The following is a 20,772-nucleotide window of genomic DNA, read 5'->3' as shown; positions in this document are numbered from 1 at the left end:
TTTAAGTAGGTGCTTTTAACGTTTACAGATTGAACAAAAGAGGAGGTGGCGGCCATCGCTAACCGTGTTGAATTGAACAAACGACCGCCCCGCCATCGGTGGTTTCCCTGGCGCAAGAAAAAACGAACAATCAGTGTCGTGAAGGGTGAATCACAAAAGAGCGATAAAGGTTCCAAAAAAGTACCCAAACCGATTAAAAAATCGTTGCCTAAGCCACCACGTCCCGATGCGCAGAATCGTCACCGACGCAATGTGATGACCGGCGGGTTTATGACCGTGATTGTGATGCTTGCAATTATTGGGTCGCCATTGTTTTCACTTAGTAAGATTAATGCGCCTGCAACCCGTAATTTGACTGGCACACAAATTGTTCGTGCAAGCGGACTGCAGGTCGGCCAGCCGTTGTGGACTGTTTGGGGGCATCAACAGAAAATTTTTAACACTGCTAAGGCGAACAACGATATGATTCATCATTTGACAATCTCACGTGATGGGTTCCGCGGTGTTAAGCTGAATGCAGAAGAGTATCGCCAAGCAGGCTATTTGTTGCGTAAGGGGAAGTATTACGTTGTCATTGAAAATGGACGGATCTTATCAACTGCCTTATCTCGGCCGGTAGCTGGCTACCCTGTGTACAGTGGTTTTAGTCACGATGATACGTTTGCAACCGTGATCAAACAGTATGCTGGATTAAGTAGTGATATCAAACGAGGTATTTCACAGATTGATTTGTCACCGACGAAGAGTAATCCCGAACGCCTTCATATGTTCATGAACGATGGCAATGAGGTTTATGCGACAGCCGCCACATTTGGCTCAAAAATGAAATATTATACGGAGATTGTTGCCCAGATGGACGGTAAGGGAATCATTAATCTCGAGGTTGGCGCCTATTCTTATCCATTTGGATTCGATGACAGTGCCATTTCAAGTAGTGACAGCGGCAACTCGAGCTCGCAAAGCACCACGACTGGCGGTGTGACCACAACGACCGGAAATGCGGCTAGCAGTGCCGTCAATCAACAAAGTTCGCACTAAATTGACGACAATTTAGTCATGATTTTGCCAGAATAGAAAAAATTGTTTAAAACGCCGTTCTTATGCGGCGTTTTTTTAAATCCGGGTGCGAAAGAGCGTCTAAGTATGGTAAACTTTTAATTAATTGGTGTCGGAGCGAAAACGCTGTGATTCGCCATGTAACTGCAAAAATACGAAACTTAAAATGGACTAAACTTCATGAAACAAAAAAAGTAAATGGGAGGTTCCGGTAGGATGGATAATGCGGAAATTTTCGTTGGGCTAGACATTGGAACCACCGCGATTAAGGTCATTGTTGCAGAAAGCAATAATGGTGAAATGAATGTAATTGGCGCTGGCACGCAACCGTCACGCGGTCTTAGCCGTGGCGTGATTGTTGATATTGACCAGGCTGCAGGTGCGATTCACGCAGCGATTGAACAAGCTGAGCAAAAGGCTAACGTTCACATTGACTCTGTGATTTTAGGCATTCCGGCTAATCAACTCAAAATCGAACCGGCAAGTGGCATGGTAGCCGTTTCAGAAGGCAACCAGACCCGTGAAATTACAGATCGCGATGTTCAGAACGTGACGAATGCGGCGCTTTTGCAAAGCTTACCACCTGAACGTGAGATAATTTCAATTACAGCAGACGAGTTTGTGGTTGATGGATTCGACGACATTCAGGATCCCCGTGGCATGATGGGTGTTCGTCTGGAAATGCATGGCACCATGTATACAGGTCCTAAGACCATTGTGCACAATGCCAAAAAGGCTGTTGAACAAGCCGGCTTGCATGTTGCAGATGTCACGGTTACACCCGTTGCTTTGGGCCAAACCGTGTTGAACGACGGTGAACAAGATTTTGGTACAGTGATCATTGATCTTGGTGGTGGACAGACCACTGCTGCGGTTATTCATGATCACAAGTTAAAATACACGACCGTTGATCAAGAAGGTGGTAACTACATCACCAAAGATATTTCAGTCGTGTTAAACACTTCACTGGCAGATGCTGAAAAGATTAAGCGGGATTATGGTTTTGCCAACACCGAGGATGCTAGTGATAAAAATCAATTTCCAGTGACTGTCGTTGGTCAAAATAAACCTGTTCAAGTTAGCGAAGAGTATTTGGCAGAAATTATTGAGGCTCGATTACAACAAATATTTGAAACGATTCGGGCTTCATTAGATGAGGTTTCCGCGTTAGAATTACCAGGTGGTGTGGTCTTGACGGGTGGCGTTGCTGCCTTGCCTGGAATCGTTGAACTGGCTGAGGACATTTTGGGTGTTAACGTGCGGATTTACGTTCCTGAACAAATGGGGTTACGGCATCCGCAAAATGCGACTGCTTTATCCTTGATTACGTATAGTGGTCGTCAGTCAGAAACTCGCCGCTTAGTGAAGGATGCATTGATGGGCGAATTTGTGGCCCAGACAAGTCAGGCACCGGTATCCGATGGACGCACACAACGTCAGCAGGTTGCTAATGAAGCGAGTCAACAACCGTCAGCAAAACCTAAGGCGCCAAAGGAAAAGAAATCCCGCACGAACCGTGTTGGTGATTTTATCCGCAACTTCTTTGATTAAGTATTTGGAGGAACCATAAATGGAAAACGCAGTGGACCAGAGCCAACCAATTGGCGCAAAAATTAAGGTCATCGGTGTTGGTGGCGGGGGTAGTAACGCTGTCAATCGAATGATCGATGAAGAAGTGGCCGGTGTTGACTTTATCGTGGCTAACACTGACCTACAGGCATTGAACGCAAGTAATGCCGCAACGAAGATTCAATTAGGACCAAAACTCACTCGTGGGTTGGGTGCCGGTTCTAATCCAGAGGTTGGTCAAAAGGCTGCCGAAGAAAGTGAAGATGCCTTAGCAGAAGCCCTCGCTGGCGCTGACATGATTTTTGTCACCGCTGGTATGGGTGGTGGTACTGGGAATGGTGCCGCACCTGTCGTTGCTCGGATTGCTAAGGAACAGGGTGCTTTAACGGTTGGTGTTGTAACTCGGCCATTTACCTTTGAAGGACCTCGTCGTGGCCGTTTTGCTGCTGAAGGGATTGCCAATTTAAAGGAAAACGTTGATACACTGATCATCATCGCCAACAACAGATTGTTGGAAATGGTTGATAAGAAGACACCAATGATGGATGCCTTTAAAGAAGCTGATAACGTGCTTCGTCAAGGTGTTCAGGGTATTTCAGACCTGATCACTTCACCTGGTTACGTTAACTTGGACTTTGCCGATGTTAAGACAGTGATGCAGGATCAAGGGACAGCACTGATGGGCATTGGCTCAGCTTCTGGTGAAAACCGGACTGCTGATGCTACTAAAGCGGCCATTTCATCGCCACTTCTGGAAGTTGCTATTGATGGTGCTCAACAAGTCTTGCTTAACATCACCGGTGGCCCAGACTTATCCTTGTTTGAAGCGCAAACAGCTTCAGACATCGTGGCACAGGCCGCAACCACCGACGTTAACATTATTTTTGGGACGTCAATTGATGAAAACTTGGGCGATGAAGTGCGGGTCACTGTTATCGCCACTGGTATTGATCATAAAAAGGCCGGTACACGCCAGGAAAATAAGACTGGTCGTACGCCATTTGACAGTACGCCAGCTGGTTCTGCTGGTTCAGCAGCGCCGAGCGAAGCGGCACCCGTTAACAACGATCCGTTTGGTAACTGGGACATCCGTCAGCAACCAACGACAAACAACCGTCCAGTTAGTCAACAGGCTGACAGCAGTGAGTTTGCCGGTGTTGAAAAACCAGATTTTGACGTCTTCAATGCTTCTGCTGCAAGCTCAGAAAGCAGTGGTAGCGATGATCAAAGCGAAGATGATGGGTTAGACTTACCACCATTCTTACGCCGTCGTCGGAATCGTAATAAAGACTAAACCTTGCTATTTAGGTAAAGTTCAAGTCAAAACACTTGCGGTCTGCTGTAAAAATCGTTAATTTAATGGTAACTTCAGGTCACTCATGCATTGAGTGACTTTATTGTTAGAGGGGATGAACATGGCATTTAGCTTTAGTAATTTCTTTGGTACTGATGAACTTGATAATCAACCGACGCAACAGCAAACGGCCGATAAGACGGTGAGTTCGCCGTCTTCTGTCAATGGTCGTCGTCCAGCTAAGGTTGTGGACATGAGTAGCCGAAGTGCGTCAACCAATCATATTGCGTTGTTTGAACCCCGGATTTATTCTGACGTGAAGGGAATTGCGCAACAATTATTAGAAAATCAGGCGGTAATCATTAACTTTGATAAGTTAGATGATCAGTCCAGCAAACGGATCGTTGATTTTTTGACAGGAACAGTGTTTGCCATTAGTGGAGAAATAAAGCGGGTCGGCGATACGATTTTTCTGTGCACGCCCAATAATTTCGAAGTTTCTGGTGATCTGAGTTCTCGATTTGATCAGGATTCTTCGGCTTTTAAGTAAGCTACAATGGAACCGTCGCGAATGGAGAAACGTAAGTGATTAGTTTTTTATTTACCATCCTTAACTGGGGTTTTGAGTTATACACGTTTGCAATCATTGTTTACGTGTTGTTATCGTGGTTTCCCGGTGCCTATGCGACATCATTTGGGCAGTTTTTAGCAAGAATCTGTGAACCTTATCTACGACTTTTTGATTTCATTCCCCCAATCTTTGGTTTAAGTTTTGCACCGGTCGTCGCAATTATCGTGCTGGGTTTAGTACAATACGGATTGTTTGGCGTATTGTCGACGGTTACGAGTTTTTAGGAGTAAACTATGGATGTTCAGGAGAATATTAATCAACATTTCCGACCTGAAGAAGCCCCGTTCATTACAGAGGCAGAAACATGGATTGCGACTGCAGTTAGTCAGTATCGACCGTATTTAACCGGTTTTCTCAATCCACGCCAAATGTATATTTTGCAGACGTTGGTTAATGGTCAGGATGGCGTTCGGGTTCACTTTAATGGTGGGTACTCATCGGCAGAGCAACAGCGGGCGCTCGTTTATCCTGATTATTATGTGCCACAGACGACCGATTTTGAGTTACAATTATTTGAAATCGTTTATCCAACCAAGTTCGCGGAGTTGCATCATTCACAAATTTTAGGCACACTTGCCAATTTGGGTATTGATTCAACGATTTTCGGCGATATTGTTTCGGATAATGGTATCTGGCAGGTGTTTGTTGCTGAAAATATGGCTTCGTTTTTTAAGCTTCAAGTTGACCACATCGGTAAGATCAAGGTTCACCTCAGCGAGCGGGCATTGACCGATGTGGTTTTACCCAAGATTGATTGGGAGCAGGCGTCTGGTCTGGTTGCTTCGCTGCGACTCGATGCAGTCGTCGCTGAGGGCTTCAATTTGTCCCGCAACCGTGTTAAAAGCATTATCGAAAATGGTGATGTGCGGCTAAATTGGATGACAAATCAACATCCCGATGCAGCGCTTGGTGCTGGCGACATGATTTCAGTGCGTCACTTTGGTCGGGTACGGTTAGATGCCGTAAATGGTAAAACTCGTAAAGATAAAATAAAAATCGACTTGTCAGTCGTGCGTAGTTAATTTATGCTTAGGAGTGTATGAAAACGTAAGTTAATTACGGATTTCGTTTCGGATGGAGGAAGTCACTATGGCATTAAGTCCAATGGATATTCACAATAAAGAGTTTACACGCAAGGGGCGTAATGGTTACGCCGCTCAGGAAGTCGATGATTTCTTAGATGAAGTTATCGCCAGTTATCAACAAGTTTTGAACCAAAATAAAGACTTGCAGGATCAACTTGATAAAGCCAACCATAACTTGAGTCAATACGATGAAATGAAGAATTCATTGAATCAATCGATTTTGGTTGCACAAGAGGCTGCTGACAAAGTTAAGCAGGAAGCTAATACTCAAGCTAACAGTGTTTCTCGTGAGGCTCAACAACAGGCTCAGGCCGTTGTGGCTGAAGCTCAGGCTAAGGCTGGTCAGATTACTTCTGATGCAGCTAATAACGCTGCTCGTTTGAACAACGAAAGTAACGCTTTACGTGAAGAAACGAAGACGTTCCAATCACGTTTGGCCGCTATGTTGCAATCACAATTGGATCTTGTTCATTCGGACAATTGGAATGAGTTATTGCAGCCAACTGGATTAGAAAGTTATCCTGAATTGCAGGATGCTATTTCGAAGACGCGGCCATCACATTTGGCATCGTCACCAGCAACCGTTGGTCAAACATCACCAGCACCAACCAGCGATAATTCACCAGTAACTGCTGATCAACCACAAACGGTTGTGATCTTCCCTGAAAATAGTGGTACTGGCAGTAACGCAAGTGAGGCGCAATCAGTAACGCGTGACGCTGAATCTACGTCAGCATCAGACGACCCAACTAAATAATTATTCATTTGAACACTAAAAACAATGCTTAATCGGCGTCCGAACAGCGAGCTGACATTATGGTGAGAGTTTAGCCGGCACCGTCGTTTAAGTTATCATTTTAGGTAATGCTGTTCTGAACGCCGTCACTGGTAGTAAGAGCAACCGGCGCCGTCCGCTATCCGGAAATAAGGAGTTTGGCTAATTGTTAAAGCCATCGTCGCATTGTGTCGATGATTGACTTTTCAATGGCTACAGCTGAACTCAAACTTAGGTGGTACCACGATAAACTCGTCCTGATTAGATACAGGACGAGTTTTTTTATTTGATGTCTTTCTGGTGGTGCCAGCTGTTAACCATGATTTTAAATTAACTAAGGAGGACGATTAAATGCGCATTAAAGAGACCTTGAACCTGAATAAAACAGGTTTTCCGATGCGGGGCAATTTACCCGTTACGGAAGCTCAACGTCAAGCCGTTTGGGCTGAAAATAAAGTGTATGAACAGCGTCAAAAATTAAATGAAGGGAAACCAACGTTTGTACTCCATGATGGCCCGCCATATGCTAATGGTGACATTCATATCGGCCATGCGATGAATAAAATCAGCAAAGACTTTATTGTTCGCTACAAGTCGATGAGTGGTTATCGCGCACCGTACGTTCCTGGTTGGGATACGCATGGCTTGCCAACCGAACAGGCACTGACGAACCAAGGTGTTGATCGTAAGTCAATGTCGACCGCCGAATTTCGTGAGCTTTGTCGTAAATTTGTGCTTAAAGAAATTGACAAGCAACGGAATGGTTTCAAACGTTTAGGTGTAGCTGGTGATTGGGATCACCCATACATTACCTTACAGCCTGAATATGAAGCCGCCCAAGTCCGTGTCTTCGCTGAGTTCGTGAAGAAGGGCTACATTTTCCGTGGACAGAAACCAGTTTACTGGTCATGGTCCTCAGAATCTGCTTTAGCTGAGGCCGAAGTTGATTATAAGGACGTTGAATCGCCATCGGCATTCTTTGCTGAACAAGTGAAGGATGGGCACGGTTTATTAGATGACAACACTTACTTCGTTGTATGGACAACCACGCCATGGACAATTCCAGCTTCAGAGGGGATTACGGTTGATGCTGGATTTGATTACGCCGTTGTACAGCCAAAGGGTGAAACACGTAAGTTTGTCGTTGCTGAACAATTACTCAGTTCGGTTTCTGAGACACTTGGTTGGGAAGACGTTAAGACGTTGCAAACCTTGAAGGGTGCCCAACTTGAGAAGATGACTGCTCATCACCCATATTATGATCGTGATTTACCGGTCATGAACGGTAACTTTGTAACACTGGACGCTGGGACTGGATTGGTCCACACAGCACCTGGTTTTGGGGAAGATGACTTCAATGTCGGAACTAAGTACGGCCTGCCTGTCTTTTCACCAGTTGATGGTCAAGGGAAGATGACTGCCGATGCACCTGGCTTTGAGGGTGTCTTCTACGAAGATGCTAACAAAATCAGTTTGGACAAACTGAAGGAAAAGAACCTGTTACTTAAGTACATGCCATATACGCATAGTTACCCATTCGACTGGCGGACGAAGAAGCCAATCATTTTCCGGGCAACACCACAATGGTTTGCCAGTGTTTCTGCCTTCAGACAAGACATTTTGGATGCTTTAGATGATGTGAAATTCTACCCAGATTGGGGCAAACGTCGTCTGTATAACATGATCAAGGATCGTGGCGACTGGGTTATCTCACGTCAGCGGGCCTGGGGTGTTCCACTGCCGATTTTCTACGCGGAAGACGGCACGCCAATCATGACACCAGAAACAATTGATCATGTTGCTGATCTTTTTGCCAAACATGGTTCCAACTACTGGTTCGAACATGATGCCAAAGAATTATTGCCTGATGACTTTACCTCTGAACATTCGCCAAATGGCCAGTTTACGAAGGAAACTGACATTATGGATGTTTGGTTTGATTCTGGTTCCAGTCACCAAGCTGTGTTGGCAGCACGTCCTGAATTGACGTATCCTGCTGACCTCTACCTTGAGGGATCAGACCAGTATCGTGGCTGGTTCAACTCCAGTTTAATTACGTCTGTCGCGGTTTCTGGTAAGGCGCCGTATAAAGCTGTTATGAGCCAAGGGTTTACATTGGACAAGAACGGCAAGAAGATGAGCAAGTCGATCGGAAATACGATTGCACCTGACGAAATCATTAAAAAGATGGGTGCTGAAATTCTCCGTTTGTGGGTCGCATCTGTTGACTCATCTGCTGACGTGCGGGTATCAATGGAAAGCTTCACGCAAATTTCCGAAAGTTACCGGAAGTTACGGAATACAATGCGGTTTATGTTGTCGAACGTAACTGACTTCGATCCTGCCAAGAACACGGTACCTTACGCTGATTTGGCTGGTGCGGATCGTTACCTGCTCAGTCGGTTGAACGACTTGGTAGAACAGGTGCGCGCAGATTATGAGAAGTATGACTTCATTGATTTATACAAACTGCTCTTATCATTTGTAACCAATGATTTGTCGGCTTTCTACCTTGATTTTGCCAAGGATATTTTGTATATCGATGCAGCAGATTCAAAGACGCGGCGGAGCATGCAAACAGTGCTTTATCAAGTGTTGGTTCGGATGACGACCTTGATGACGCCACTATTGCCACATACGGCTGAAGAAATCTGGCCATTTTTGCATGAAAAACCAGAATTTGCGCAATTAGCAGAAATGCCAAACGTAGAACCTGAATGGCAAAATGAGGCTCTGATCGGTCGCTGGGCGGACTTTATGACGTTACGTTCCGACGTCCTGAAGTCACTTGAAGAGGCGCGTGATGCTAAGCTGATTGGCCGTCCAATGGAAGCTGCGCTGGATCTGTATGTGAGTGATCATAATGCTGAGATGCTCGAACACTTACACAGTAACGTGGCCCAGCTGCTCATTGTGTCTCAACTTCAGGTTCACCCGTTGTCAGAGGCACCAGAAACGGCTGACAAGTACGAAGATGTTGCGGTTGTGGTCAGCCATGCCACCGGTGATGTTTGTCAACGATGCCGGATGATCAAGCAGGACGTTGGTTCTGACGATGCTTATCCGGCTTTATGTGACCGTTGTGCAAAGATTGTTCGTGCTGAATATCCTGAATCAGTTACTGAAGGATTAGAGAAGTAGGCTTTTTGTAAATGATCTTCGCATGGTTAGGATTGGGTAATCAGATAAGCTATTTCTGAAAATGATTCCTAATAAAAAAAGATTTCATTCCCGTTTTGGTTGGGAATGAAATCTTTTTAGTTTAAAGACTGAAGTGATCCTTTTTAGGGACGAATTTTTTGATTCGGATTCAAACGGCCCTGCCAATTAATAACTTACATTGTGTAAGTCGTTTGACCATGCAAAATACAGTTAAGGTGTTACAATAGCTTCGGTAAAAGAGTGATTGAGGTTGTTATTGAGGTAAGAGCTCGATAGCACGGTGACGAAGGGGGTTTAAACCATGACGACGAGTATTCAGTCCATTCAGGTTATTTTGGCCAAGATGCAAGCAGCGCTTGATGATCCGGCTGTGGCAGATCGTCCTGAATTGACGCACTTATTGCAACAGCAGCGAGGGCGCTTAAATTCTGGCGATTATGGCACCGGATTACGGCATTTGCAAGGCTTGTTAAGTCGTTATGCGTTGACCCACGCATTTGACGTACCAAGTAGCGTTCAACGGTTAAATGTTGAATTGATTCGGCAGTTACGTGGCTTTGACGTATTGCTGGCTACACAACGGTAGTCTGGTTAACAAAAAAATCGATTTCCCTGAAGGTGTTATCATCTCCAAGGAAATCGATTTTTTTATAAAGAACACTTAATCAGCTATTTCAGCGCGGCGGTTTTTAACGAATGACTTCGCGAATGCGGTGAGGTCAATTTCAAAAAAGTCCGCAATGAAAAATAAGTTACCAGTCGAAACATTGGTGCCGTTCTCGTAACGAGACAGCATGCCTGCTGATAAATTAAGTCCATAGCGTTCGTTTAACGTTGCAGCCAACTGCCTTAACGTCATGTGCTTGCCAAGCCGCTGTTCTTTTAATAAAACTCCCAACAAGTTAGCCACCTCCTATAATTGTGGTTGATGTGCTTGTGAATCTATAGAAACAAGAAAATTATACAAGTGTGTGATAAAAACGCAACTTGTTTCGTCACTTGGTTTTCCAAATAAATGATTTAACAAAGCAAGTACTTGCAATGAAAAAGGGTCTAAGTCGGCTTTTATACAGGGCAGTGTATAACATAAGTAAAACCTTTTCACAAATATTAATTAACTAATAATGTTGTTTTAGTAGGGTTTTGAAGGGTTCTAAGTCACTTTTAAAGAAAATGTATTAAAAAATTGCAAAGTTTTTCGTTTGAACGTTAAGTTTGTGATCTGATATCGCTGAAGGTGGAAAAAATGCTGAATTTTTCATATACTTATTATCAAGTCTAACTGGAAAGAAGAACATAATGGCAAAATTTACTGATGGTCGTGAACATGGCGTTGTGAAGACGTTTGACCAGGAAAAAGGGTTTGGTTTTATCGCTGTGAAGGGCAATCCTGATGTGTTCGTGCATTTTTCTGCAATTGAAGAGTCAGGTTATAAAACATTGACACCTGGCGACCATGTCGAATTTGTGGTTGTCGAGGGTATTCGCGGACCTCAGGCAGCGAAAGTTAAACGTGTGACAGAGACGGAGGCAGACCAAGGATGAATTTCGAAGAGAAAGTCACAGCAGTAGCACCTAAATACCACGGTGCAATTATCGATGTTGAAAATCAAACGGTGATGTTGCCAAACGGACAGACGGCTCATCGCGACGTTGTTCACCATGCTGATGCGGTCGCCATGTTGGCCATTACCGAGGATGGTAAGGCCATTTTTGAAGAACAATGGCGGGCACCGGTTGCTGAAACGACATTGGAAATTCCGGCCGGTAAGTTGGACGACCGTGATCGTGACAACGCGAAGGCTGCCGCAATCAGAGAACTAAACGAGGAAACCCGTTACGCTGCAAGCGAAATTCATGAAGTTTGCGGTTTTTATACTTCGGCTGGTTTTACGGATGAGTACATGACGCTGTATTTAGTGACCGGTTTAAAACCTGTCACAACAGAATTGCCGCAGGACGCTGATGAAAATATTGTGTTACATGAATACACATTGGCAGAGACCAAGCAATTGTTGGACGATGGCAAATTAAAAGATCAGAAGACGATTACCGCTGTGTACTACTGGCAATTGTTAGAGGCTGGGCTAGTTAAACCAAAAGATTAGCGTACCCAAAAGACAAGTAGCAGATATTTTTGCGAGGGATGAAGATATGAACGACGATCAGAATAAGGATCATTTGACGCGCGAGCAGTACCGTCAACAAAGTGCTCAGCAGACTGATTATGAGAGTCAGCCAGACAGTGAAGGCGAAGATGAACCAACTCGGAGTCGTTTGCATCGTCAACGACGATCATCTACGTCGGAACCAGAGGCTAACGCATCATTTGATGGTGAACCTAACCAGCCTAGTGATGAACCAACGAGTCGAATGCAAGCAACGGGGCCATTAACTCCTGAGCAAAAACAAAAACGGTTGGCGCATCGTTTGAATATTGCCATCATTGTTTTGGTTATATTAATCGTGCTTGTCTATCTCATTTTGCGGTTTGTGGGTTAAAGACGGATTGATGCCCAACCGCGGATTCAGAAGCTGGGCGGCAATGCGAAGGTAATGGGCATGTTGCCCAAACATCAACGACAGGGAGAAAATGAATGAAATTTGGAATTTTGTGTGCCATGGATGAAGAAATCAAGGAATTAAAGGCACAATTGAGCAGTGAAACAACGACCACGGTTGGCAAGGTGGATTTTTTCAGCGGTCAAATTAACGGTAGTGAGGTCGTGTTGGTTCGTTCAGGCATTGGTAAGGTTGAAGCCGGTCTAACAACGGCATTGCTCATCACGAACTTTGACGTAGACGTTGTCATTAATAGTGGTTCTGCTGGTGGTATCGGTACTGGATTGACGGTTGGTGACGTTGTTATCGCTGATGAAACAGCGTACTGGGACGTTGATGCAACGGCGTTTGATTATGTATATGGTCAGCTGCCACAACAACCAGCTCGATTTAAAGCCTCGGATAAATGGGCCGATGAAATCATTAAGGCAGCTGATGCTACCGGTTTAGCTGTTAAACGTGGTTTAATCGTCACAGGTGATTCGTTTGTTGCGAGTGATGAAACCATTAAAGACATCAAAACACATTTTCCTGAAGCGGTAAGTTGTGAAATGGAAGGTGCTGCTGTGGGACAAGTGGCGCATCAATTCGATGTGCCATACTTGGTCATCCGTGCCATGAGTGACACGGGTAACGGTGATGCAGGTGTTTCTTTCGATGAATTTATCATCGAGGCCGGCAAACGTTCCGCCAACATGTTACTAAACTTTTTTGAGCGGGAAGCAAAATAAAGAGTGATGCCGAAGCCCTGGGAGAAGCTGAGCAATAACGTGGAAGACGAAGCATTCGGTGAGTTTCCGAATGAGGCGGCTTTCAGGTTATGCGCAGGCTTCTGGGCGACAGGTGCACGTTTAGGAAGAGTGATGCCGCAGCTCGGGAAGGTCCGAGCAACAACGTAAAGGTGGCAGCGTGCAAGCGCACTTTGCTTGTGGGGTGACAGCTTTGGGTTGTGCACAGGGCCTTGAGCGACAGGTGCACGTTTAAGAAGAGTGATGCCTTACTTCGGGTGAATCCGAGCAATAAGAAACAAGGCGAATGATTCGGTGGTTTGCCGAATGCTTTGACTTGTGGCTTATGCACAGGATTCAGAAGTCAGGTGCACGTTTAAAAGAGTGATGCCGAAGCACGGCATCACTCAAGCAATAAAACAGGAGGCAGGATTGTGAAGCATATTTATTTAGACAACGCTGCCACCACGCCAATGAGTGACGAGGTGGTCGCAACCATGATGGACCAGATGAAAAACGACTTTGGTAATGCCAGTTCTGTCCATGCGTTTGGTCGGAAGGCCCGGTCGGTGCTGGATGATGCGCGCCATGTGATTGCACAAAGTATCAATGCGAATGACGATGAGATTGTGTTTACTGCTGGTGGCACGGAAAGTAATAATACGGCATGGATGCAAACGGCTATTGCCCGCAAGAATCTTGGCCGGCGAATTATCACGACTGCGATTGAGCACGAATCCATTATGAAAACGGCGGCGTGGCTTGGCGATAACGGTTATGACATTGTCTATCTGCCAGTCAACGAACAAGGTGAGATTAACATGGCCGACTTAAAGGCCGCGTTAACAGACGATACGATTTTAGTTTCCATTATGACAGGAAATAATGAAGTTGGTTCGACGATGCCGATTCATGAAATTGGCGAGTTGTTGAAGGATCATCAGGCGTGGTTCCATACGGATGCGGTTCAGGCCTTTGGATTGTTAGACATCGACGTCAAACGTGATCATATCGATATGTTGTCGACCTCAGCGCATAAAATCAACGGACCCAAACAGATGGGTTTTCTATATCGTCGCGATGGGATATCATTCCCAAGTTTCATAAAGGGTGGCGACCAAGAAGACAAACGACGTGCCGGCACAGAGAATATTCCGGCCATCGCAGGTTTTGCGACGGCTGTGAAAGCTTTGACACCTGCGGAAAAAGCACATCGTCAAGAAAAATATGCTGGATTTAAACAGTATGTTATTGATGGCTTAACAAAGGCTCAGGTTGATTTCGAACTGAACGGCAGTTTGAAGTCGGACAATCTGCAGCATGTGATTAATCTGTGGATTAAGGGAATTCCCAACGATGTTACGCTCACCAATCTTGATTTGGCTGGCGTGGCGGTCTCTGCTGGTTCAGCATGTACGGCAGGCTCTTTAGATCCTAGTCATGTTCTAGTCGCAATGTTTGGCAAGGATAACCCGCGTGTCATGCAGTCGATTCGGTTAAGCTTTGGCCGTTACACGACAACGGCAGATCTGGATGCCTTTATTGAGGCGATGGCAGCAATGACGGCTCGGTTACAACCACAAATGGCAGGAAGGAAGGGGCTCTAATGGCATTTGAACAAACAGTTCAGGTTCCTGGGGATGACCGCATTTTTACTCTCAGTGATCAATTGAAGAAGTACACGTTGCGCGATCTTGGTTTTATGGAAACTAATGCTGGTGGCTTCAGTTTGGAACGACCACTGGATCCGGCTGCTGGGTTAGCTAAATCAATCAAACTGCGCGTGTTGATCAACAAACAATTGAACGGTTTTAAAATGGGCACCGTCAATCCCAGTGGTACAGGTAACGTGAACATCTTTACCAACGCTAATCATGATGAATTGGTCGAACAGTATGGTTATCAAATTGATAACTTGATCGAGCGCCATGTGATTGCAGTTCAAACAAAATAAACGAGAGTGGGACATAACATAACACGTTTTGGCCTTCTCAGGTAACGCGAATAAGGCGTTTATGGGGTGTTTGACCATGAATGCCTTATTCGCGTTAGATGAGCAAAAGTCAGTGTAATGTCCCGCGTTTGCGGCAATTTATTAGAAATTGAGTTGAGGCATGATGTCTTAGCTTCTTTTTTAGATATTGAAGTTTAGACATGTTATGCAAAATGAGCGAGGCCAAGTTAGACGGATACATCTGATGAAAATATGCCAAATCGCAACTAAAAGTAGCGAAAGGGCGTCAATTTTGAAACAGAGCTGTGAAAGTAACGTTAATTCGGTGGGCTATCCGAATTTAGGTTACGGACGAGCTTGAAAACTCGTGGGTTTTGAGGTTTCAAGTCGAGGTCAAAGACCGCAAAGCGGGCTGATACCGGTCCACACAGCGTCGTTTCAAAATTGACAACCGCAAGCGGTCATTTTTACTGTTTTTGCCACGTTTTACAAAACACAAATGTGACACCGTCTACTACCAACAGGTGTCACTTGAATTTTGTAAGTGCGTCCTGTTATACTGTTAAGCACTGATAATAACGACCTTCAAATCGTTGATTCTCAGAATCTAATTGAAATGATGGTGATACCATGACTGATCAAGCAGTTGATCATTCACATACCCGTGTTGTCGTCGGCATGAGTGGTGGGGTAGATTCGTCAGTGACAGCGTTGTTGCTAAAGCGACAGGGCTACGACGTGGTTGGTGTGTTCATGAAAAATTGGGACGACACCGATGACAATGGCGTATGTACGGCGACGGAAGATTACAAGGACGTGGCTAAGGTGGCCAGCAAGATTGGCATTCCTTACTACTCTGTTAACTTTGAAAAGGAATATTGGGATCGTGTGTTCACGTACTTCTTGGATGAGTACAAAAAGGGCCGTACTCCTAACCCAGATGTTGTTTGTAACAAGGAGATCAAGTTCAAGGCCTTCTTAGATTACGCATTAGAGTTGGGTGCGGACTACATTGCAACGGGTCACTATGCTCGTGTGACTCATGACGAGGATGGTCACAGTCATTTATTGCGTGGCCTAGATGGCAACAAGGATCAAACGTACTTCTTAAGTCAGCTTTCTTCTGATCAGTTGGATCGTGTGTTATTCCCACTGGGTGAAATGGAGAAGCCACAGGTTCGTGAAATTGCGGAAGAGGCCGGTTTGGCAACTGCCGAGAAGAAGGACTCTGTTGGTATTTGCTTCATTGGTGAGAAGAACTGGAAGGGTTTCTTGAACCAGTATTTGCCTGCCCAAGAGGGGAAGATGATGACCCTTGATGGTAAGCAGATGGGGACTCATTATGGCTTGATGAATTACACGATTGGTCAGCGTAAAGGGCTCGGTATTGGTGGTCAAAAGCAAGGTGATGAGCCTTGGTTTGTGATCGGCAAGGATCTCTCAAAGAACATTTTGTATGTGGGCCAAGGATTCAATAATCCGCACTTGTTAGCAACCAAGTTATCCGCATCAGATCTGAACTGGGTTAACCCAAGTGATGACAATGATTTCCACGTAACCGCCAAGTTCCGTTACCGTCAAAAGGACACTGGTGTGACCGTTCACTTGAATGATGAGAGAACGGTTGCCACCGTGACGTTTGATCAACCTGTTCGTGCGATTACGCCCGGCCAGGCAGTTGTTTTCTATGATGGGGACGAATGTTTAGGTAGTGGTATCATCGATGCAGCCTACAACGAAGCACGTGAATTACAATACATTTAAAGCTTGTTTGTAAACTGCAGCCAAGGTGTTCTAGCCGTAGGTTGGTTTTGCAAACGTAAAGGAGTCGTCAAACCAGTTGAGCTGGTTTGACGGCCTTTTTTGTGACATAATATAGGCACATTATTTACTTTAGGGCGGGGTTACTGTGACTAAACTGTACTTTATTCGACATGGCAAAACACAATGGAATTTAGAGGGGCGTTATCAAGGCGCCAATGGTGATTCACCGTTGCTGCGGAGCAGTTATGACGAAATCGATCAGTTGGCTGATTATTTGCATGACGTACCGTTTAAACACGTGTATGCGAGTCCAATCAAACGTGCGCGCATGACCGCCATCCACTTAATGGCAGGTCTTCATCAGGGTGTGCCGCTGACGCTGGATTCCGGTTTACGAGAGTTTGAACTGGGTAAAATGGAAGGCATGTATTTTGATGATGTCAAACGGCAATTTCCCGAGGAGTACGATGGTTTTCGTTTTCATGCGGAAAACTACGACCCGACTGCTATTGGCGGCGAAACATTTGAAGATGTCATTGCCCGGGTGGATCCAGTCATTCGGCGGGCGGCTGCTTGTCATCCCGACGACAATGACAACCTGTTGTTTGTCTCACACGGGGCGGCCTTGAATGCCGGCATTAACGGGCTGCTGCACATTCCGTTGGCGCAAATGCGTGCTAAGGGCGGTTTATCGAATACCAGTACCACAATTCTTGAAACGGTGGATGGTGGTCAACACTTTAAGTTGCTAGTCCGCAATTTGACGGCGTACTTAGAGGAATCGCCAGATGCCACCAACACGATTTAACGAGGAGGCGGGCACACAACAACATGAGTGAAAAACATGATGATCAGACAGCCAACGCTGCTCAGGCGGAGGCCAAGCAGGCGGTTTCACGTTTGGTGAAACAAATTGATGCAAACCCCAACGATTTTCATTTGTACTACCAATTGGCCACGGTGCTGACCGAAATGCAGGATTATGAACAGGCCGAGGAGTTGTTGATGAAGGCACAGGGCTTGTTTGTCAAAGATGAAGGCGCACAATCATTACTGAACTATGGTTTAGGTAACGTGTACTATCAGGCGGCTTCCTACGATAAAGCCGTGTCTGCATTTAGCAAGGTAAAAGACGAGAAGCTGCGCTTGGAAGCTTATCAAATGATGGCCCAAACAGCGATGCAACAAAACCAGTATCAAAAAGCATTTGCATTTGCATTAACGGTTCACGATGCAAAGCCAAAAGATGCGAGTGTTAATGCTTTATTGGGCGATATTTTGATGGCCATGGGTAACTTTAACCAGGCGGCAGATTTCTATGATCAGTCGTTAGCGGCAGATAATCAAAATGGGCATGTTTATTTTAGCCGCGGCTTGACGGCCATGGTATTGGAACAAGATGCTACGCCATTTATGAATGCTGCTAAACGTTTGGACCCTGATTTTGTCAAACGGAGTCAACAACGTGTTAACGATATTGCAACGGTAGTCAACAAACGTCATCAAGATGGCGATCAACAAGCAAAATAATTGAAATTAACGAATGGAGGTAACCAACATGGCCGAGTCAATGTCGCTATTTGACGACAACACCAGTTTTAAACCCAATTATGTCGTGGGTAAGGTCGCCGCCATTTTTTTTAGTAGTTCTGATTCTTTTTATAAGGTTCTGCTGGTTCACGTGGATCAAACGGACTTGGACTGGATTGAGGACGAAATTGTTGTCACCGGTTCATTTGGTGACGTGGCGGAAGAAGGCACCTACCGTTTCATCGGCAAGGTTGTGGACCATCCCAAATATGGCAAACAGTTTAATGCCAGTAATTATGAAAATGAGACGCCGACTTCTAAAACGGGCTTGGTCAAATATTTATCTAGCGATCAGTTTCCCGGTCTGGGGAAAAAAACAGCGGAGCGAATCGTTGAAACCCTTGGCACCGGCGTAATCGACAAGGTCGTCAAAAATCCCGATGTCTTAAAGCCCATCGGGTTAAAAAAGTCTGTCGCTGATCACCTGATTGAAGTTCTGACCGAAAATCACGGTACGGAACAGATTATCATCGGCCTCAATGGTTTCGGTTTTGGCAGCCAGTTGGCCAGCACGATTTATGAAAAATACAAGCAGGACACGCTTCATGTTATTCAAGAAAATCCCTATCAGTTGGTAGAAGATATCAACGGGGTGAGTTTCAAACGGGCGGATCAAATTGCTGAACAATTAGGTTTTGATGCGGATGCGCCAGGCCGGTTACGGGCAGCATTGTTGGAAACAATCAGTGATATTTGTTTTGCTTCCGGAAATACGTTTGCCGAGCTAAAGCCATTGATTCACGATGCCACGGCATTGCTAGAATCTGCGCGAAACGTGCAAATTTCACCAGATATGCTGGCCAATCAATTAATTGCCATGGCGAAAGATCAGCTCATCGTCGGCAATGGACAACAGGTCTACCTGAAGTCACTGTATGATACTGAGTGGGATAGTGCTGAACACCTGATGCGTTTGCAACAACAGCAGGAGCGATTGTTGCCTAAAGACGTTGATTTGGATCACGAGGTGCGACTCGTCGAAAAGCAATTGGGGATCACATACGACGATGCTCAAAAAGACGCGTTAGTGGCCGCAATTTCCTCGCCGGTCTATTTACTCACAGGTGGTCCCGGAACGGGTAAGACGACGATTATTAACGGGATTGTCGCCTTGTTTGCACGAATCCATGAATTGTCACTGGATATCAATGAGTATGAGGATGGCACCTTTCCGATTTTATTAGCGGCGCCAACTGGCCGGGCGGCTAAGCGGATGAGTGAAGTGACAGATTTACCTGCTAGCACGATTCATCGTTTGCTTGGCTTGACCGGGCGTGAAGATGAGGCCACACAATCTTCAGACAAAGATCTTGAGGGCGGACTGCTCATCGTGGACGAAATGTCGATGGTGGACGCGTTTCTCTTTAGAACATTGATTCAGGCTGTGCCTAACCACATGCAGGTGATTTTGGTTGGGGACCAGGATCAATTGCCTTCAGTCGGTCCAGGACAGGTGTTTGCTGACCTGTTGAAGTCAGACTGTCTGCCATCCACTGAGTTGACAACAATCTATCGTCAAGATGACAGTTCTTCGATTATTCCTTTGGCACATGCTATCAAACATGGCGAATTGCCAGCCGATTTTACGGTTAATCAAACGGATCGTAGCTTTTTCGCAGCGCGACCCTATCAAGTTGTGCCGCTAGTCAACCAGGTCGTCGCCCGTGCGAAGTCGCGTGGCTTTGCCAAAACGGATATTCAGGTTCTGGCACCCATGTACCGGGGGGCTGCCGGCATCAATGCGTTAAACACGGCCCTTCAGGACACTTTGAATCCTAAAACGAGTGCGCGGACGAAAGAAGTTGAGGCTCACAACGAGCATTTTCGGATTGGTGACAAGGTGTTGCACCTGGTTAACAGTCCGGAAAATAATGTTTTTAATGGCGACATGGGTGAAATCGTCGGGATTGATTTAGCCACCGATAAGACCAACGAGGACAAGGTCGACAAATTAACCATTGCCTTTGATCAAACAGAGGTCACGTACGGACGCGCTCAGTTTGACCGGGTAACGCTGGCCTATTGTGTCTCCATTCATAAGGCGCAGGGGTCACAGTTCAAACTGGTGATTTTGCCCTTGGTACCCCAGTTTCGCCGGATGCTACAGCGTAATCTGCTTTATACAGCGGTAACGCGAGCACAACAGTGGTTGATTCTGGTTGGTGATGAACAATCCTTTGCAGAAGCCGCTGCGAATAAATCTGCCAACCGGCAAACGACACTGCAAGCCCGGTTGCGACAGGTATTCAAACATGAGGGCGACGACACTGCTGAGGTGGTGGATCAGACGGCACCAAGTTCAACTAGTGATGGCAGCGTTGCTGATGCTAGTGCTAGTGCAACAATGATCGACGCAGAGGCACCAATCACTCAAGCCACTGGTTCGAATTATGCAACGACATCTGAATCGGCTCAGCTCTCAACGAAGGCAAAAGAAGGGTCCACTAATGTGGAAAAGTCGTCTGCAACCACGCTTGACGAAGAAAGCGGTACACTAGGTGAGCCAAGGCTGACAACGGCCTTAATTCTAAGCGGCAATATCGATCCATTGATTGGAATGGGCAAGTTGACGCCTCAGGATTTTGCGCCGGAAGAAGGTTAA

Annotated in this window: 20 protein-coding genes; 19 read left to right on the top strand and 1 reads right to left on the bottom strand. The window is 45.7% G+C overall.

Annotated features, from left to right (window positions below):
• The first annotated feature begins 45 nt into the window (after positions 1-45).
• The 9 genes from GB992_RS11890 to GB992_RS01630 all read left to right on the top strand — a co-directional run bounded on the left by GB992_RS11890 (position 46) and on the right by GB992_RS01630 (position 10,158).
• Entirely contained in the window at positions 46-1,038 is a 993-nt protein-coding gene (locus GB992_RS11890; protein ID WP_161000965.1) for a cell division protein FtsQ/DivIB, read from the top strand.
• Positions 1,039-1,272: 234 nt separating this feature from the next.
• Positions 1,273-2,607, top strand: a complete 1,335-nt coding sequence (ftsA, locus tag GB992_RS01665; RefSeq protein WP_161000964.1) for a cell division protein FtsA — start codon at positions 1,273-1,275, stop codon at positions 2,605-2,607.
• Positions 2,608-2,626: 19 nt separating this feature from the next.
• Positions 2,627-3,919 (top strand): cell division protein FtsZ, encoded by a 1,293-nt coding sequence (gene ftsZ, locus GB992_RS01660; protein WP_161000963.1) that lies wholly within the window; start codon positions 2,627-2,629, stop codon positions 3,917-3,919.
• A gap of 121 nt (positions 3,920-4,040) precedes the next feature.
• Positions 4,041-4,469 (top strand): cell division protein SepF, encoded by a 429-nt coding sequence (locus GB992_RS01655; protein WP_161000962.1) that lies wholly within the window; start codon positions 4,041-4,043, stop codon positions 4,467-4,469.
• 35 nt (positions 4,470-4,504) lie between these two features.
• Positions 4,505-4,774 (top strand): YggT family protein, encoded by a 270-nt coding sequence (locus GB992_RS01650; RefSeq protein WP_161000961.1) that lies wholly within the window; start codon positions 4,505-4,507, stop codon positions 4,772-4,774.
• Between the two features lie 9 nt (positions 4,775-4,783).
• Positions 4,784-5,572 (top strand): YlmH family RNA-binding protein, encoded by a 789-nt coding sequence (locus tag GB992_RS01645; protein WP_161000960.1) that lies wholly within the window; start codon positions 4,784-4,786, stop codon positions 5,570-5,572.
• 67 nt (positions 5,573-5,639) lie between these two features.
• Positions 5,640-6,392 carry a DivIVA domain-containing protein gene (locus GB992_RS01640; RefSeq protein ID WP_161000959.1) on the top strand — a complete coding sequence of 251 codons (753 nt, stop codon included), beginning with the start codon at positions 5,640-5,642 and terminating at the stop codon, positions 6,390-6,392.
• Between the two features lie 369 nt (positions 6,393-6,761).
• Positions 6,762-9,551 (top strand): isoleucine--tRNA ligase, encoded by a 2,790-nt coding sequence (gene ileS / locus GB992_RS01635; protein WP_161000958.1) that lies wholly within the window; start codon positions 6,762-6,764, stop codon positions 9,549-9,551.
• A gap of 322 nt (positions 9,552-9,873) precedes the next feature.
• Positions 9,874-10,158: a bacteriocin immunity family protein gene (locus tag GB992_RS01630; RefSeq protein WP_161000957.1), complete on the top strand. Its 285-nt coding sequence runs from the start codon at positions 9,874-9,876 to the stop codon at positions 10,156-10,158.
• A 75-nt stretch (positions 10,159-10,233) separates the two neighbouring features.
• On the opposite strand, the gene GB992_RS01625 is transcribed toward GB992_RS01630, so the two are convergent.
• Positions 10,234-10,473 carry a helix-turn-helix domain-containing protein gene (locus GB992_RS01625; protein WP_161000956.1) on the bottom strand — a complete coding sequence of 80 codons (240 nt, stop codon included), beginning with the start codon at positions 10,471-10,473 and terminating at the stop codon, positions 10,234-10,236.
• A gap of 398 nt (positions 10,474-10,871) precedes the next feature.
• On the opposite strand from GB992_RS01625, the gene GB992_RS01620 reads away from it, so the two are divergent.
• The 10 genes from GB992_RS01620 (at position 10,872) to recD2 (ending at position 20,772) form a co-directional block, all read left to right on the top strand.
• On the top strand, positions 10,872-11,117 hold the full coding sequence (locus GB992_RS01620; protein ID WP_017262823.1) for a cold-shock protein: 246 nt from the start codon (positions 10,872-10,874) through the stop codon (positions 11,115-11,117).
• Positions 11,114-11,680, top strand: coding sequence for an NUDIX hydrolase (locus tag GB992_RS01615; protein WP_161000955.1), 567 nt, complete (start codon positions 11,114-11,116; stop codon positions 11,678-11,680). Before GB992_RS01620 ends, GB992_RS01615 begins: the two co-directional genes overlap by 4 nt.
• A 46-nt stretch (positions 11,681-11,726) precedes the next feature.
• Positions 11,727-12,074 carry a hypothetical protein gene (locus GB992_RS01610; protein ID WP_161000954.1) on the top strand — a complete coding sequence of 116 codons (348 nt, stop codon included), beginning with the start codon at positions 11,727-11,729 and terminating at the stop codon, positions 12,072-12,074.
• A gap of 95 nt (positions 12,075-12,169) precedes the next feature.
• The gene (locus GB992_RS01605; RefSeq protein WP_161000953.1) at positions 12,170-12,865 is read left to right on the top strand and encodes a 5'-methylthioadenosine/adenosylhomocysteine nucleosidase; all 696 of its coding nucleotides are present in this window, start codon (positions 12,170-12,172) and stop codon (positions 12,863-12,865) included.
• 431 nt (positions 12,866-13,296) lie between these two features.
• Positions 13,297-14,469, top strand: coding sequence for an IscS subfamily cysteine desulfurase (locus GB992_RS01600; protein ID WP_161000952.1), 1,173 nt, complete (start codon positions 13,297-13,299; stop codon positions 14,467-14,469).
• The gene (locus tag GB992_RS01595; protein ID WP_161000951.1) at positions 14,469-14,816 is read left to right on the top strand and encodes a DUF1831 domain-containing protein; all 348 of its coding nucleotides are present in this window, start codon (positions 14,469-14,471) and stop codon (positions 14,814-14,816) included. The genes GB992_RS01600 and GB992_RS01595 overlap by 1 nt, the downstream gene beginning before the upstream one ends.
• Positions 14,817-15,446: 630 nt before the next feature.
• Positions 15,447-16,580: a tRNA 2-thiouridine(34) synthase MnmA gene (gene mnmA, locus GB992_RS01590; protein ID WP_017262831.1), complete on the top strand. Its 1,134-nt coding sequence runs from the start codon at positions 15,447-15,449 to the stop codon at positions 16,578-16,580.
• A gap of 145 nt (positions 16,581-16,725) precedes the next feature.
• Entirely contained in the window at positions 16,726-17,388 is a 663-nt protein-coding gene (locus GB992_RS01585; protein ID WP_161000950.1) for a histidine phosphatase family protein, read from the top strand.
• 23 nt (positions 17,389-17,411) lie between these two features.
• Positions 17,412-18,110, top strand: coding sequence for a tetratricopeptide repeat protein (locus GB992_RS01580; RefSeq protein ID WP_161000949.1), 699 nt, complete (start codon positions 17,412-17,414; stop codon positions 18,108-18,110).
• Positions 18,111-18,138: 28 nt separating this feature from the next.
• Complete coding sequence (recD2, locus tag GB992_RS01575) at positions 18,139-20,772, top strand: SF1B family DNA helicase RecD2 (protein WP_161000948.1); 2,634 nt, start codon at positions 18,139-18,141, stop codon at positions 20,770-20,772.

The sequence above is a fragment of the Furfurilactobacillus milii genome (assembly GCF_009863985.1).
In the GTDB taxonomy this organism is placed as follows: Bacteria; Bacillota; Bacilli; order Lactobacillales; family Lactobacillaceae; genus Furfurilactobacillus; species Furfurilactobacillus milii_A.
The sequence above is the reverse complement of the archived record's forward strand: the minus strand, read 5'-3'. Positions and strand labels throughout refer to the sequence as shown.